This window comes from Citrobacter sp. W9 (assembly GCF_026719375.1).
GTDB classification, from domain to species: domain Bacteria; phylum Pseudomonadota; class Gammaproteobacteria; order Enterobacterales; family Enterobacteriaceae; genus Citrobacter; species Citrobacter werkmanii.
Window position 1 is genome coordinate 191,734 of record NZ_JAPPTE010000001.1, and the last position, 12,661, is coordinate 204,394.

The 12,661-nt window shown below is 56.5% G+C and carries 11 protein-coding genes; 5 read left to right on the forward strand and 6 right to left on the reverse strand.

What is annotated here, in order from left to right:
- The first annotated feature begins 51 nt into the window (after positions 1-51).
- Positions 52-978, forward strand: coding sequence for a homocysteine S-methyltransferase (mmuM, locus tag OOJ59_RS00885; protein WP_160955595.1), 927 nt, complete (start codon positions 52-54; stop codon positions 976-978).
- A gap of 114 nt (positions 979-1,092) precedes the next feature.
- Here the strand turns inward: mmuM and fbpC are convergent, their stop codons facing one another.
- From fbpC to OOJ59_RS00915, 6 genes are all read right to left on the reverse strand, one after another.
- The gene (gene fbpC, locus OOJ59_RS00890; protein ID WP_137346907.1) at positions 1,093-2,139 is read right to left on the reverse strand and encodes a ferric ABC transporter ATP-binding protein; all 1,047 of its coding nucleotides are present in this window, start codon (positions 2,137-2,139) and stop codon (positions 1,093-1,095) included.
- Between the two features lie 11 nt (positions 2,140-2,150).
- Positions 2,151-4,229, reverse strand: a complete 2,079-nt coding sequence (locus OOJ59_RS00895; RefSeq protein WP_085047663.1) for an ABC transporter permease — start codon at positions 4,227-4,229, stop codon at positions 2,151-2,153.
- A 67-nt stretch (positions 4,230-4,296) separates the two neighbouring features.
- The gene (locus OOJ59_RS00900; protein WP_069323924.1) at positions 4,297-5,328 is read right to left on the reverse strand and encodes an ABC transporter substrate-binding protein; all 1,032 of its coding nucleotides are present in this window, start codon (positions 5,326-5,328) and stop codon (positions 4,297-4,299) included.
- A complete protein-coding gene (uhpC, locus tag OOJ59_RS00905; RefSeq protein ID WP_038638059.1) occupies positions 5,325-6,620 on the reverse strand; it encodes an MFS transporter family glucose-6-phosphate receptor UhpC in 1,296 nt (431 codons plus the stop codon). The genes OOJ59_RS00900 and uhpC overlap by 4 nt, the downstream gene beginning before the upstream one ends.
- A gap of 85 nt (positions 6,621-6,705) precedes the next feature.
- The gene (locus OOJ59_RS00910; protein ID WP_160955594.1) at positions 6,706-8,247 is read right to left on the reverse strand and encodes an MASE1 domain-containing sensor histidine kinase; all 1,542 of its coding nucleotides are present in this window, start codon (positions 8,245-8,247) and stop codon (positions 6,706-6,708) included.
- The gene (locus OOJ59_RS00915) at positions 8,247-8,876 is read right to left on the reverse strand and encodes a response regulator transcription factor (protein WP_038638064.1); all 630 of its coding nucleotides are present in this window, start codon (positions 8,874-8,876) and stop codon (positions 8,247-8,249) included. The genes OOJ59_RS00910 and OOJ59_RS00915 overlap by 1 nt, the downstream gene beginning before the upstream one ends.
- A 344-nt stretch (positions 8,877-9,220) precedes the next feature.
- Here OOJ59_RS00915 and tauA point away from each other — a divergent pair, with 344 nt between their 5' ends.
- From tauA to tauD, 4 genes are read left to right on the forward strand one after another with little or no spacing between them, the layout of a single operon-like run.
- Positions 9,221-10,183, forward strand: a complete 963-nt coding sequence (gene tauA / locus OOJ59_RS00920; protein WP_069323926.1) for a taurine ABC transporter substrate-binding protein — start codon at positions 9,221-9,223, stop codon at positions 10,181-10,183.
- A gap of 11 nt (positions 10,184-10,194) precedes the next feature.
- Positions 10,195-10,962, forward strand: a complete 768-nt coding sequence (gene tauB, locus OOJ59_RS00925; protein ID WP_069323927.1) for a taurine ABC transporter ATP-binding subunit — start codon at positions 10,195-10,197, stop codon at positions 10,960-10,962.
- Positions 10,959-11,789, forward strand: coding sequence for a taurine ABC transporter permease TauC (gene tauC / locus OOJ59_RS00930; protein ID WP_160955593.1), 831 nt, complete (start codon positions 10,959-10,961; stop codon positions 11,787-11,789). The genes tauB and tauC overlap by 4 nt, the downstream gene beginning before the upstream one ends.
- Complete coding sequence (gene tauD, locus OOJ59_RS00935) at positions 11,786-12,637, forward strand: taurine dioxygenase (RefSeq protein WP_038638080.1); 852 nt, start codon at positions 11,786-11,788, stop codon at positions 12,635-12,637. Before tauC ends, tauD begins: the two co-directional genes overlap by 4 nt.
- Positions 12,638-12,661: the final 24 nt, after the last annotated feature.

The window sequence follows — 12,661 nt, forward strand, 5'->3', positions numbered from 1 at the left end:
TATGGCTGTGATAGTGTGAGGGCTTATTTCCATCAAAACAGGAGCCAGAACATGTCGCAGAATAATCCGTTAAGCGCCATCCTCGACAAACAGGATTTCCTGTTACTGGATGGTGCGATGGCGACGGAGCTGGAAGCGCGCGGTTGTGATTTAGCAGACAGCCTGTGGTCAGCCAAAGTGCTGGTCGAAAATCCGCAGCTTATCCGCGAAGTGCATCTTGATTATTTCCGGGCGGGGGCGCAATGCGCGATCACCGCCAGCTATCAGGCCACGCCGGCAGGTTTTGCCGCGCGCGGCCTGAATGAAGCGCAGTCGAAAGCGCTGATTGGCAAAAGCGTGGAGCTGGCGCGTAAAGCGCGTGAAGCCTGGCTGGCTGAGAACCCGCAGGCGGGTACGCTGCTGGTGGCAGGCTCCGTCGGGCCTTATGGCGCGTATCTGGCGGATGGATCAGAGTATCGTGGCGATTATCAACGTAGCGCTGAGGAATTTCAGGCGTTTCACCGTCCGCGCGTGGAAGCGTTGCTGGATGCCGGGGCCGATCTGCTGGCCTGTGAAACCCTGCCGAATTTTACCGAGATTGGCGCGCTGGCTGAGCTGTTGACCGCGTATCCGCGTGCCAGGGCGTGGTTCTCGTTTACTCTGCGCGACAGCGAGCACCTGAGCGACGGTACGCTGCTGCGTGACGTGGTGTCGTTGCTGGCGGCTTATCCGCAGGTGGTGGCGTTAGGCATCAACTGTATTGCGCTGGAAAAGACCACCGCCGCATTGCAGCATCTGCACGGCTTAACGGCGCTGCCGCTGGTGGTGTATCCAAACTCAGGCGAGCATTATGATGCGGCAAGCAAAACCTGGCATCATCACAGTGAGCATTGTGCGCAGTTGGCGGATTATTTGCCGCAGTGGCAGGCCGCTGGCGCACGGTTGATCGGCGGGTGTTGTCGCACCACGCCGAAGGATATTGCCGCGCTTAAAGCGTGAAGCTGAGAATTTATCAGGCCTACATCGTTCACTGTAGGCCTGATAAGCGCAGCGCATCAGGCATTGCCGGATGGCGGCATAAGCGCCTTATCCGACCTACAAAGCAACAAAATCTTATGCCGCATCTGCCAGCACAAACATGCCGTACGGGTGGATTTCAAGGTAGTACTGCTCGCCGACGTCCGGCTGCAGGCGCGTGGCGTTGACCTGTAACAAGATCTCCTGTCCATGCCACTCCACCGTGACTTCATATTGAGGGCCCATATAGGCGACATGGCGGATCGCGCAGCGCTGGCTCTCCTCGCCGCGATCGCTGAGCGTGATCGCTTCCGGGCGCACGCCGACCATCCCTTCTCCGTGATCGTTAAAGTGCGGCGGTCGCGGCAAACGATAGCCGTAGATATCAACGTATCCTGCGCTAAAGGTGGCCGGAAACAGGTTGGCATCGCCCATAAAGCTCGCCATAAAACGTGAGGCCGGCTGACGATAAAGATCCTGCGGCGTACCGATCTGCATGATGTGTCCTTTATTCATCACCAGTACGGTATCGGAAACCGCAAAGGCTTCGCTCTGATCGTGAGTAACGTACAGCGAGGTGATATCAAACTGCTTTTGTAGCTCGCGGATCTTGTCGCGCATGCTGCGACGCAGGTTGGCATCCAGGTTGCTCAGCGGCTCATCAAACAGCAGCACCTTCGGTTTGAGGATCAACGCGCGGGCCAGTGCCACGCGTTGCTGCTGACCGCCGGAGATCTGATCGACATAGCGCTCTTCGAACCCCTCCAGATCGACCATCGCCAGCGCTTCTTTCACCCGCGTCTTCACTTCGCTGCGCGACACGCCAAGCATCTTCAGGCCATAGCCGACGTTCTCTCCCAGCGACATGTGCGGAAACAGAGCATACGACTGAAACACCATGCAGATATCGCGTTGCTGAATGGAACGATGGGTGACATCTTCGCCATCAATAAAAATCTGGCCTTCACTCGGTTTTTCCAGCCCGGCGACAAGGCGCAAAATGGTGGTTTTGCCGCAGCCGGAGGGGCCGAGCAGCGTCACCATTTGCCCCTGCGGAATGGTGAGGTTGATGTTGTCGATAACCGTGTTGCTGCCAAATCGTTTAGTGACGTTGCGCAGTTCAACGAAATTTTTCTGAGTCATAGTGCGCTCCATTACGCCTGGTTTTTAGCTTTTGAACGGGAGGTACGTGATTCGCCGATCAGCCAGTCAAAGATGAAAATAATCGCCAGCATCACCACGATCAGAATCGAACCGTAGGCAATCGCCACCCCGTACTCGCCGTCTTCCACGCGGTTGAGGATGTAGGCCGTCGCCACGCGGGTATCCGGCGTCACAAGGAACACAATGGCGCTGACGGTGGTAATGGCGCGCACAAAGCTGTAGATCAGCGCCGAGAGTATCGCCGGGCGCAGCAGCGGCAGCAGGATATGCGTAATGGTCCGCAGGGAACCGGCACGCAGGCTAAGCGAGGCTTCATCCAGCGATTTATCGATTTGGCCTAAGCCCGCGATGCCCGCCCGAATTCCGACCGGCACGTTACGCATCACCATTGAGATAATCACGATGGCGGCGGTGCCGGTGAGGTACACCGGGGCGCTGTTAAAGGCCAGAATGTACGACACGCCCGCTACGGTGCCAGGAACGGCAAAGCACAGCATGGTGGTGAACTCGATGGTTTTTTTACCTTTAAACTGCTGGCGCACCACAATCCACGCGATCAGCAGACCAAAGATTGCGGTGATCGGCGCGGCAATCCCGGCGTAGAGCAGAGTGTCGAGCAGTGAAGGCCACGCGCCGTCGCTCATCCCCTGACCGAACAGTTTGGTAAAGTTCGCCAGCGTCAGGGTGTAGTCCACGCCCCAGTTAACGGTGAAACTGCCGTAGAAAATGCTGCCGTAGAGCAGGGCGTTAAAGGCAATCCACACCGCCAGCAGCGCAACCACGCTCCACACCAGCGTCACTGGCAGCGGCTGGACGTCGCCCCGGTAGGATTTACCGGAGACCGTCACGTAGGAGCGCTTGCCGATCCACATGTACTGCACACAGAATACCAGCAGCGAGAACAGCAGCAGGAACGCGCCCAGCGTACTGGCGGCCTGATAATCGAGCTGCGAGCCGGTGATGTAGAAGTAAATTTGCGTTGCCAGCACGTCGAAGTTACCGCCGAGCACCAGCGGGTTACTGAAGTCGGCCAGCGACTGTACCACCACAATTAAAAAGGCGTTCGCCAGCGCCGGTTTCAGTAGCGGGACAAACACGCCGTTAAAGGTCTGCCAGCGGCTGGCACGCAGGGTGTATGACGCTTCTTCCAGCGACGGATGAATGGTCTTGATCGCCCCGTCGAGGATCATAAACGCCATCGGCGTAAAGGCCAGCACCTGCGCCAGCCAGATGCCGGTAAAACCGTACAGCCAGTTGGTGTTGGTTAAGCCGAACCAGTCGACCATAAATTCGGTGATGTAACCGGAGCGACCCATCATCAGCGTAACGCCTAAACCGACGACAAACGGCGGGGTAACGATCGGCAGAATCGAGAAGATACGTCCGATGATGGCGCTACGTCTGGCGATACGGGTCGTGTAGATAGCCAGCACCAGGCCAAAGAAGGTACAGCCGACGCCGACGGCAATCGACAGCATAATCGAGTTGAGGATCACCTGAATGATATGCGCCTGCGACAGCACATTCATAAACGCCAGTGGCGCAAATTCCCCAGCGTCGTTGGTGAACATCGGAATGAAAATAGCGATGCTCGGCCAGACGATAAAAATACCGATCAGCGCGACAATCGCGGTCAGCGAGCCGATGACAAAACGGTCGCCGCCCAGCCATTCCAGACGGGTAAGCGCCAGGGTCATAATTGCGCCAAGCGCCACAAACAGGACGATGGTGGCATAGCCTAAGCCGCGACCTTCAAGCGTGGCGCTGGCGACGATAAAGGCCATGCAGAAGAATGCCCAGCCTGCGTCAAGATAATGGCGGCCGCGCTGTTCGCGTCTGGCTTCATGGAACGGGCGTACCAGCAGCAGGCTCGGTAGCAGATACCATAACCAACTGATATTGAATTGTGACCAGCCGTAGGCGGCGAGTATTTCTTCGCTCGTCGACTCCAGCAGACCGTAGTCCAGGCTCCAGCTTGGCAGCAGGGCAAACGCCAGCCAGCCGAGCAAAACCCAAAGAAATATCGCATCCCGTTTTTTCACGGGATGGAGTGCAAGTGTGTGTGACATAGCGGTTCCGGTATTTCAGGCCGGGCGGGCGCTTACGCCGCACCCGGCAAATGAACGCAACGTGGGCTTATTTACCCATCTTCACTTCGCTAACCCACTTATTGATCAGGGCTTTACGTACGTCGGTCGAGCCGTACTTATCCATGTCGTAGTTGATAAGCTTCAGGTCGTCGAGCTTCAGCGAGTTCGGCGAGGTCTCGGCGGTGGTGTTGGTCAGGATCTGATAGGATTTACCTTTCTTCCATGCCAACTCCTGGGCGTCTTTCGACAGCACCCAATCAACGAACAGTTTGGCGTTGTCGAGGTTACGCGCGCCTTTCAGGATGCTGACGCCGCCAATTTCATAGCCGGTGCCTTCGCACGGGGAGATCAGCTCCAGCGGGGCGCCCTGTTCTTTTTCCAGCGAGTAGTCGTGCAGGAAGCCAATGCCGATCGCCGTTTCGCCACGGGCGGCATTACGCGCCGGAGCAATGCCGGATTTGGTGTACTGGGAGACGTTGGCGTTGAGCTGTTTCAGGTAATCAAAAGCCTGATCCTCACCCCAAAGCTGGGCGAAGGTCGCCAGCGCGGTGTAGGCGGTGCCTGAACTCTGCGGGTCAGCAATCTGGATTTCCCCTTTGTATTCTGGTTTGGTCAGATCCTTCCAGCATTTCGGCACCGGCAGGTTTTTCTCTTTCAGGCGTTGAGTATTAACGCCAAAGCCCAGAATACCGACATACACCGCCGAGGAGAGGTTACCCTTTACTTTTGCGGGATCGCGGAACTTCTCCATGATCTGCGCGAGGTTAGGTGATTTGTACGGCTGCAGCAGGCCCATTTCGCCGGCCTGGGATTGTGGATCCAGCGTACCGCCGTACCACACATCAGCCTGCGGGTTTTTCTTCTCGGCATCGACCTTCGCCAGCGTGCTGCCGGAGCCGTTACGAATAAATGAGGTTTTCACATCATATTTGTCGCCGAAGGCTTTGGTTTCGGTTTCGCACATCTCGTTGGTGGCGCTGCAATACACCACCAGACGTCCTTGAGCTTGTGCCGCACTGCTGAAGGCCGCCAGCGTCAGAGCGGAGGCAATCAGGGTAGAGGTAAGCGTCAGTTTCATTGTTTTATCCTTTGACTGAGAGAAGGGGTAATGCCCGCAATGAGCAATGGCATCAGCAATAAACCCATAAAAACAGCGGCAACCGAGAGCAAACTGAACATTCCCGACCAGCCGTAGTGTTCTATGACCAGCGACAGCGGCCAACCCGCCAGCGCGGCCCCCAGATAGGCGAACAGCCCGAGAAAACCGGTGATTGAACCTGCCGCCGCTTTGTGTCCGCATTCGACAGCAGCCAGACCAATCAACATCTGCGGGCCAAACACAAAAAAGCCCACGGTAAAGAAACACACTGCCAGCAGCGCATAGTGGTGCACCGGGGCCAGCCACAGGGCGGCGACGGATACCATCAGCCCCAGCGTGAACAGCAATATCATCGGCGCGCGCTGACCGCTGAACAGCAGATCCGATCCCCATCCGGCAAATAGCGCGCCGAGCAAGCCGCCGACTTCAAACAACATCACCGTGGCATTGGCGCTGAGTAGATTCACGCCGTGGCTTTCCGTCAGCCAGATGTTGCCCCAGTCGTTGAGCGCAATGCGGATCAAATAGACCAGTACATACGACACGCCAAGCAGCCAGATCATCGGATTTTTCAGCATGGTGGTGCGTAACATTTGCCACAGCCCCATCGGCGGGCTCTGCTGCTCCTGACGTAGCTCCAGCGGATCGTGCCGCCACTCTCCAACCGTCGGTAATCCCTCCTCCTGGGGCGTGCCTTTCAGTTGCAGGGTGAGCCAGATACCTAACGCCATGCTGATTATCCCTGGTGCCAGCATCGCTGCCTGCCAGCCCCACCAGAGGGCGGCAAAGGCGCTAATCAGCGGGATGATGGCCCCGCCGATGTTGATCGACATATTCCAGCACCCCCACCAGAAGCCGCGTTCGTTGCGCGAGTACCAGTGGGTCAGCAGGCGGGCGCAGGGCGGCCAGCCCCAGCCCTGGAAAAATCCGTTCAACGTCCAGACCGCCAGCAGCAGCGTCAGCGATTCACCAAAGGCGAACACCACGTTCAAAACACCAGTGGCGAACAGGCCGATTCCCATGAATGCGCGCTGCCCATGGCTGTCGTGCCACAATCCGGCGGCGAATTTCGACAGGCCGTAGGTCAGATAAAACAGCGATCCCAGCAGACCGATATCGCCTTTATCCAGCCCCAGATCCGTTTGCAGCGCCGGGAGTACATAGTTGACGCTTTTGCGCGTCAGATAAAACGCGGCGTAGCCAATCACCATGCACATCAGCAATTGTGGACGTAGCGTCCGGTATTGTTGGTCTGTTTCGCGTGCGTGCATGGCGGTCTCCGTTTGTGCTGACTATAGGAAAGTGAAAGCAAAAGGGGATGAGAGAAAGTCCGCAGTGACTAAGACTTTTTCCTGGTTAGCGGCTGGTTTGTTGCAAATTTGTGGGCAGGTTAACAATTACCCGCGTGCCGTGGTTCGATTCCAGCGTGAGTTCGCCACCGAGGGCGCTTACCCGCTCACGTATGCCCTGGATACCGAAACCGGGGATTTTTTCCGGGAGGATACCCACGCCGTTGTCATCGACTTCCAGTGACAGACGGTGTTCCCGCTGGCGTAGCGTAATCGATACCTCGCTGGCATCGGCATGCTTACAGATGTTATTGAGCAGTTCCTGCATCAGGCGATACAGCGTGAAGCGCACCGTTTCATTTTCTGGCGTATTTTCCAGATGGTAATTAAATCGGCAGCGGATGCCCCGCTCGGCAAAGGCAAATTCATTCACCAGATGATACAGCGCATCTTTGAAAGACAGTTCATCAAGCGCGGGCGGGCGCAACTGGCGCAGAAGTTGGCGGGTGGAGTGGTGAATGCGCCGGGCAAGATCGTTGATCTGATTCGCTGCCTCAAGCGTTTGCTCGCGACCCGGCGCGCGTTTGACCAGTTGCGTCTGAATCTGGATGGCGGTGATGTTCTGGCCTATTTCGTCATGCAGTTCACGCGCTAAACTTTTTCGCGTGTCTTCCTCGGTACGAATCAGCTGTTCGGTCAGCGCACGGCGTGCCGCCAGTTCGGCTTCCAGACGCTGGCGATAATGGTGCAAGTTTTGCGCCAGATGCTGCTGGCGGCTGATGGCGATGCCAAGACCAATACCCAGCAACGCCTGCGTCGCGAGAAAAATCTCCAGTTCAAGAAGATTACTGAACCCCACGCCTATCTGCCGGGCGATGGTGATCATCATGCTGCCGAGCAATCCAGACAACACGCCGCCCTGCCAGCCGAATTTCCATGCCATCACCACGTTTGGTAAAAACACCACGATCAGCAGCAGGCGCTCGATATCCGGCGACAGTACCATCTGCGTGCCAATGCCAATAATAAAAAACAGGCTGCACCAGATGATAAGCGAGGTGCGCAGCGGGGGATTGGTGGTATCCAACCCGAGCAAATGATAACGGTGCTGCTGGCGCAGAAATTCATAGATCAGATAGACAAACGGCGTCAGCAGCACGCCGCCGGTAAACGACGCCAGGCCAATTAACGTTGCCGGGCTTTCGATAAACGGTGACAGCAGGGCGGTATTAAGCAATGAGGTAATTGTTACCGCGGCCAGCAGCAGCGTTAAGCGCTGCCAGTACAGGGGGAAGCGGTGCCAGTATGACTGACCGATGCTTGCCGGAAGAAGGCTAATTAATGGGGCTACCAGCAAAATATAGCCATTCAATAATTGCTCGCTGTGCAGCCAGAACAGCATCAGTACCGGCGGCAGCACCAGCGCGGGCCAGTAGCGGCGAGAAAGCAGAATCAACAGAGCAAGATAGACCCCGTGTGGCAGGAATAATGCCGCCTGCTGACCGTTGTGGGTCAGGTAAAACCCCAGCGTCCACAGCATCAACCAGCCCGATCCCCAGGCCAGCAGAATAAACAGGGAGATTACCCAATGACGAAGGTTACGCGACATTAATGCCCCGTCAGTAGCTGGTGGTCGAGGGCAAAATGCACCAACTCGATAGTGCTGTGGCATTGCAATTTGCCCAGCACGTTCGCACGGTGGACGTGAACCGTTTTGTGGCTGAGATCGAGCTTAAAGGCAATCTCTTTCACGCTGTCGCCTTTGACCAATAGATCAAACACTTCGCGCTCGCGCGGGGTCAGTACCTCCAGGACCTGCGCGGGCTGCTCGCCGCCGCGTAATGCCCGCAGCGCATCGGCGCACAGATAATGCCCGCCCATACCCACCGATCGTACCGCCTGTACCAGTTCTTCGGGTCCACAGCGTTTGGTCAGATAGCCGCTGGCGCCAGCATCCAGTGCGCTTTGTACAAACGTTGGCGAGTCATAAATGCTAAGAATAATGGCGCGAAAACCGGGCTTCTGCGCCCGCAGTCGTTTTAACAGGCTCAGGCCATTTTCATCCGGCATGGCGATGTCCATCACCGCCACGTTGACGTCATCATGCAGTAATGCAGGCCAGGCCTCCGCCGCGCTACTGAACTGACCGGTGACGTTGAGATCGTCTTCGAGACTGAGTAATTGCGCAAAGCCGGAACGAACCACCACATGGTCATCCACCAGCACAACATGAATCATGATATTGCTCTCTTGCCTGACAATAGCGTCTATGATGCCTGCCAGCGCAGCGCTGGCAATCATCCAGGCGCAGTTATGTAACGAATGTAACAAAATCGCAATACACTTCATCCTTCAAGCTGCCTCTTTGTTGGCTGCACTCAGAAACCCCAGTCACATAGTTATCTATGCTCCTGGGGATTTCTTCCCTTGCCGCCTCGACGCATCTTGAATGATTTTGTGTATAAGCATTGCCGGTTTTTTTCTAAAAACGCTTTGTTCTTAGCCAGAATTTTTAATTCCTTTATCAAAGTGGGCCGCAACGAAATACTGCCTCCTATAACAAGACAGGGGAGCAGACAATCATGGCTAATTCATCGCGTAACGCACTTCTTGCCGCACTGGCATTCATCGCATTTCAGGCGCAGGCGGTGAACGTCACCGTCGCGTATCAAACTTCCGCCGAACCCGCCAAAGTGGCGCAGGCGGATAACACCTTTGCTAAAGAGAGCGGAGCCACCGTTGACTGGCGCAAGTTTGACAGCGGCGCGAGTATTGTCCGCGCGTTGGCATCCGGCGACGTACAGATCGGTAACCTCGGCTCCAGCCCGCTGGCGGTAGCGGCCAGTCAGCAGGTGCCGATTGAGGTTTTCCTGCTGGCATCAAAGCTCGGCAATTCTGAAGCGCTGGTGGTGAAGAAAAACATCAGTAAACCGGAAGATTTGATTGGTAAGCGCATTGCCGTGCCGTTTATCTCCACCACCCACTACAGCCTGCTGGCAGCGCTGAAACATTGGGGGATTAAACCCGGCCAGGTAGAGATTGTGAACCTTCAGCCACCGGCGATTATTGCCGCCTGGCAGCGCGGAGATATTGACGGCGCGTACGTCTGGGCGCCTGCAGTCAATGCGCTGGAAAAAGACGGCAAGGTACTGACTGACTCGGAAAAAGTCGGTGAATGGGGGGCGCCAACGCTGGACGTGTGGGTGGTACGCAAAGATTTTGCCGAGAAATACCCTGAGGTAGTGAAAGCATTTGCGAAAAGCGCCATCGATGCGCAGCAGCCCTATATCGCCAACCCGGATGCCTGGCTCAAACAACCGGAGAATATCAGCAAGTTGGCGCGCTTAAGCGGTGTGCCAGAGGCGGATGTGCCGGGGCTGGTGAAAGGTAACACCTATCTGACTCCGCAGCAGCAAACCGCCGAGCTTACCGGACCGGTAAATAAAGCGATTATCGACACCGCGCAGTTCCTTAAAGAGCAGGGCAAAGTGCCCGCCGTAGCGACGGATTATAGCCAGTACGTGACCGATCGTTTCGTGCAATAAAGGGGACGCTGATGCTGCAAATCTCTCATCTTAATGCCAGTTACGGCGGTAAACCGGTGCTTGAGGATATCAACCTGACGCTCGATAGCGGTGAACTGCTGGTGGTGCTGGGACCTTCCGGTTGTGGGAAAACCACATTGTTAAATCTGATTGCCGGATTTGTACCGTATCAACACGGCAGTATTATGCTGGCGGGCAGTAAGGTCGAAGGACCTGGCGCAGAACGTGGAGTGGTGTTTCAGAATGAAGGTCTGTTGCCCTGGCGCAACGTGCAGGACAACGTCACCTTCGGTCTGCAACTGACGGGCATGGAGAAACCGCAGCGTCAGCGTATTGCTCAGGAAATGTTGCAGAAAGTGGGGCTGGAGGGCGCGGAAAAACGCTTTATCTGGCAGCTTTCCGGTGGGCAACGTCAGCGTGTCGGCATTGCGCGGGCGCTGGCGGCCAACCCGCAGCTGTTGCTACTCGATGAACCGTTTGGCGCGCTCGACGCCTTTACCCGCGAGCAGATGCAAACCCTGCTGCTGAAACTTTGGCATGAAACGGGGAAACAGGTGCTGTTGATTACCCATGATATCGAAGAAGCGGTGTTTATGGCCACGGAACTGGTATTGCTGTCGCCAGGCCCTGGCCGGGTGCTGGAACGACTGCCGCTTAATTTCGCCCGGCGTTTTGTGGCCGGAGAGGCGAGTCGCAGCATTAAGTCCGATCCGCAGTTTATCGCCATGCGCGAGTATGTGTTAAGTCGTGTCTTTGAACAACGGGAGGCCTTCTCATGAGCGTGGTGATTAATGACAAACCCCGCCGCCCGCGGGCGCTGAACTGGCGCTGGCCGTTCTCGCGCCAGATGACTTTAAGCCTCGGTACGCTGGCCGTCATTTTGGCGCTGTGGTGGACGGTGGCGGCGCTGCAGTTAATCAGCCCGTTGTTTCTGCCGCCGCCGGGCCAGGTTTTGCAAAAACTCATCAGTATTGCCGGGCCGCAGGGGTTTATGGAGGCCACGCTGTGGCAGCATCTGGCGGCCAGTTTGACGCGTATTGTTATCGCGCTGCTGGCGGCGGTGCTGTTGGGGATTCCGGTCGGTATCGCCATGGGGCTGAGTCCGACGATTCGCGGCATTCTCGATCCAATCATTGAATTGTATCGTCCGGTTCCGCCATTGGCCTATTTGCCGCTGATGGTTATCTGGTTTGGTATTGGTGAAACCTCCAAGATCCTGCTGATTTACCTGGCGATTTTCGCCCCTGTGGCGATGTCAGCGCTAGCGGGCGTAAAAAGTGCGCAGCAGGTGAGAATCCGGGCCGCGCAGTCGCTGGGGGCCAGCCGTGCGCAGGTGCTGTGGTTTGTGATTTTACCAGGTGCCTTGCCGGAGATTTTGACCGGACTGCGCATTGGACTGGGCGTGGGGTGGTCGACCCTGGTGGCGGCGGAGCTGATTGCCGCGACGCGAGGTTTAGGATTCATGGTGCAATCAGCCGGTGAGTTTCTGGCAACGGATGTTGTGCTGGCGGGGATCGCGGTAATTGCCGTTATCGCGTTTATTTTAGAGCTGGGTCTGCGCGCGCTTCAGCGCCGTCTGACACCCTGGCATGGAGAAGTACAATGAGTGAACGTCTGAGCATTACCCCGCTGGGGCCATACATTGGCGCACAAATTACCGGCGCGGATTTAACGCGCCCATTAAGCGATAACCAGTTTGAACAGCTTTATCATGCTGTATTGCGCCATCAGGTGGTGTTCCTGCGCGAGCAGGTGATTACGCCACAGCAGCAGCGCGCGCTGGCGCTACGTTTTGGCGACCTGCATATTCACCCGGTCTATCCACATGCCGAAGGGGTGGACGAAATAATCGTGCTGGATACCCACAACGATAATCCGCCCGATAACGACAACTGGCACACTGATGTGACGTTTATCGACACGCCGCCCGCCGGTGCGATTCTGGCGGCGAAAGAGCTGCCATCGACAGGCGGAGACACCCTGTGGACCAGCGGGATTGCCGCTTATGATGCTCTTTCACAGCCGTTTCGCCAGTTGCTGAGCGGCCTGCGGGCAGAGCATGATTTTCGTAAATCATTTCAGGAATATAAATATCGCCAGACGCCAGAGGAGCATCAGCGCTGGCTGGAGGCGGTCGCCAAACATCCACCGTTATTGCATCCGGTGGTGCGTACCCATCCTGTGAGTGGCAAGCAAGCGCTGTTTGTGAATGAAGGGTTTACTACGCGAATTGTCGATGTGACGGAAAAAGAGAGCGAGGCGCTGCTGGGCTTTTTGTTCGCGCATATCACCAAACCGGAGTTCCAGGTGCGCTGGCGCTGGCAGCCTAACGATGTGGCGATTTGGGATAATCGCGTGACGCAGCACTATGCTAACGCGGATTATCTGCCGCAGCGGCGCATTATGCACCGGGCGACAATTCTTGGAGACAAGCCGTTTTATCGGGCCGGGTGAATAACCGCTGGCGCTTCGCTGACC

Bases quoted from the DNA above. Each gene is read 5' to 3' on its own strand.
- mmuM (WP_160955595.1), top strand. From the start codon at position 52: ATGTCGCAGAATAATCCGTTAAGCGCCATCCTCGACAAACAGGATTTC.
- fbpC (WP_137346907.1), bottom strand. From the start codon at position 2,139: ATGACTCAGAAAAATTTCGTTGAACTGCGCAACGTCACTAAACGATTT.
- OOJ59_RS00895 (WP_085047663.1), bottom strand. From the start codon at position 4,229: ATGTCACACACACTTGCACTCCATCCCGTGAAAAAACGGGATGCGATA.
- OOJ59_RS00900 (WP_069323924.1), bottom strand. From the start codon at position 5,328: ATGAAACTGACGCTTACCTCTACCCTGATTGCCTCCGCTCTGACGCTG.
- uhpC (WP_038638059.1), bottom strand. From the start codon at position 6,620: ATGCACGCACGCGAAACAGACCAACAATACCGGACGCTACGTCCACAA.
- OOJ59_RS00910 (WP_160955594.1), bottom strand. From the start codon at position 8,247: ATGTCGCGTAACCTTCGTCATTGGGTAATCTCCCTGTTTATTCTGCTG.
- OOJ59_RS00915 (WP_038638064.1), bottom strand. From the start codon at position 8,876: ATGATTCATGTTGTGCTGGTGGATGACCATGTGGTGGTTCGTTCCGGC.
- tauA (WP_069323926.1), top strand. From the start codon at position 9,221: ATGGCTAATTCATCGCGTAACGCACTTCTTGCCGCACTGGCATTCATC.
- tauB (WP_069323927.1), top strand. From the start codon at position 10,195: ATGCTGCAAATCTCTCATCTTAATGCCAGTTACGGCGGTAAACCGGTG.
- tauC (WP_160955593.1), top strand. From the start codon at position 10,959: ATGAGCGTGGTGATTAATGACAAACCCCGCCGCCCGCGGGCGCTGAAC.
- tauD (WP_038638080.1), top strand. From the start codon at position 11,786: ATGAGTGAACGTCTGAGCATTACCCCGCTGGGGCCATACATTGGCGCA.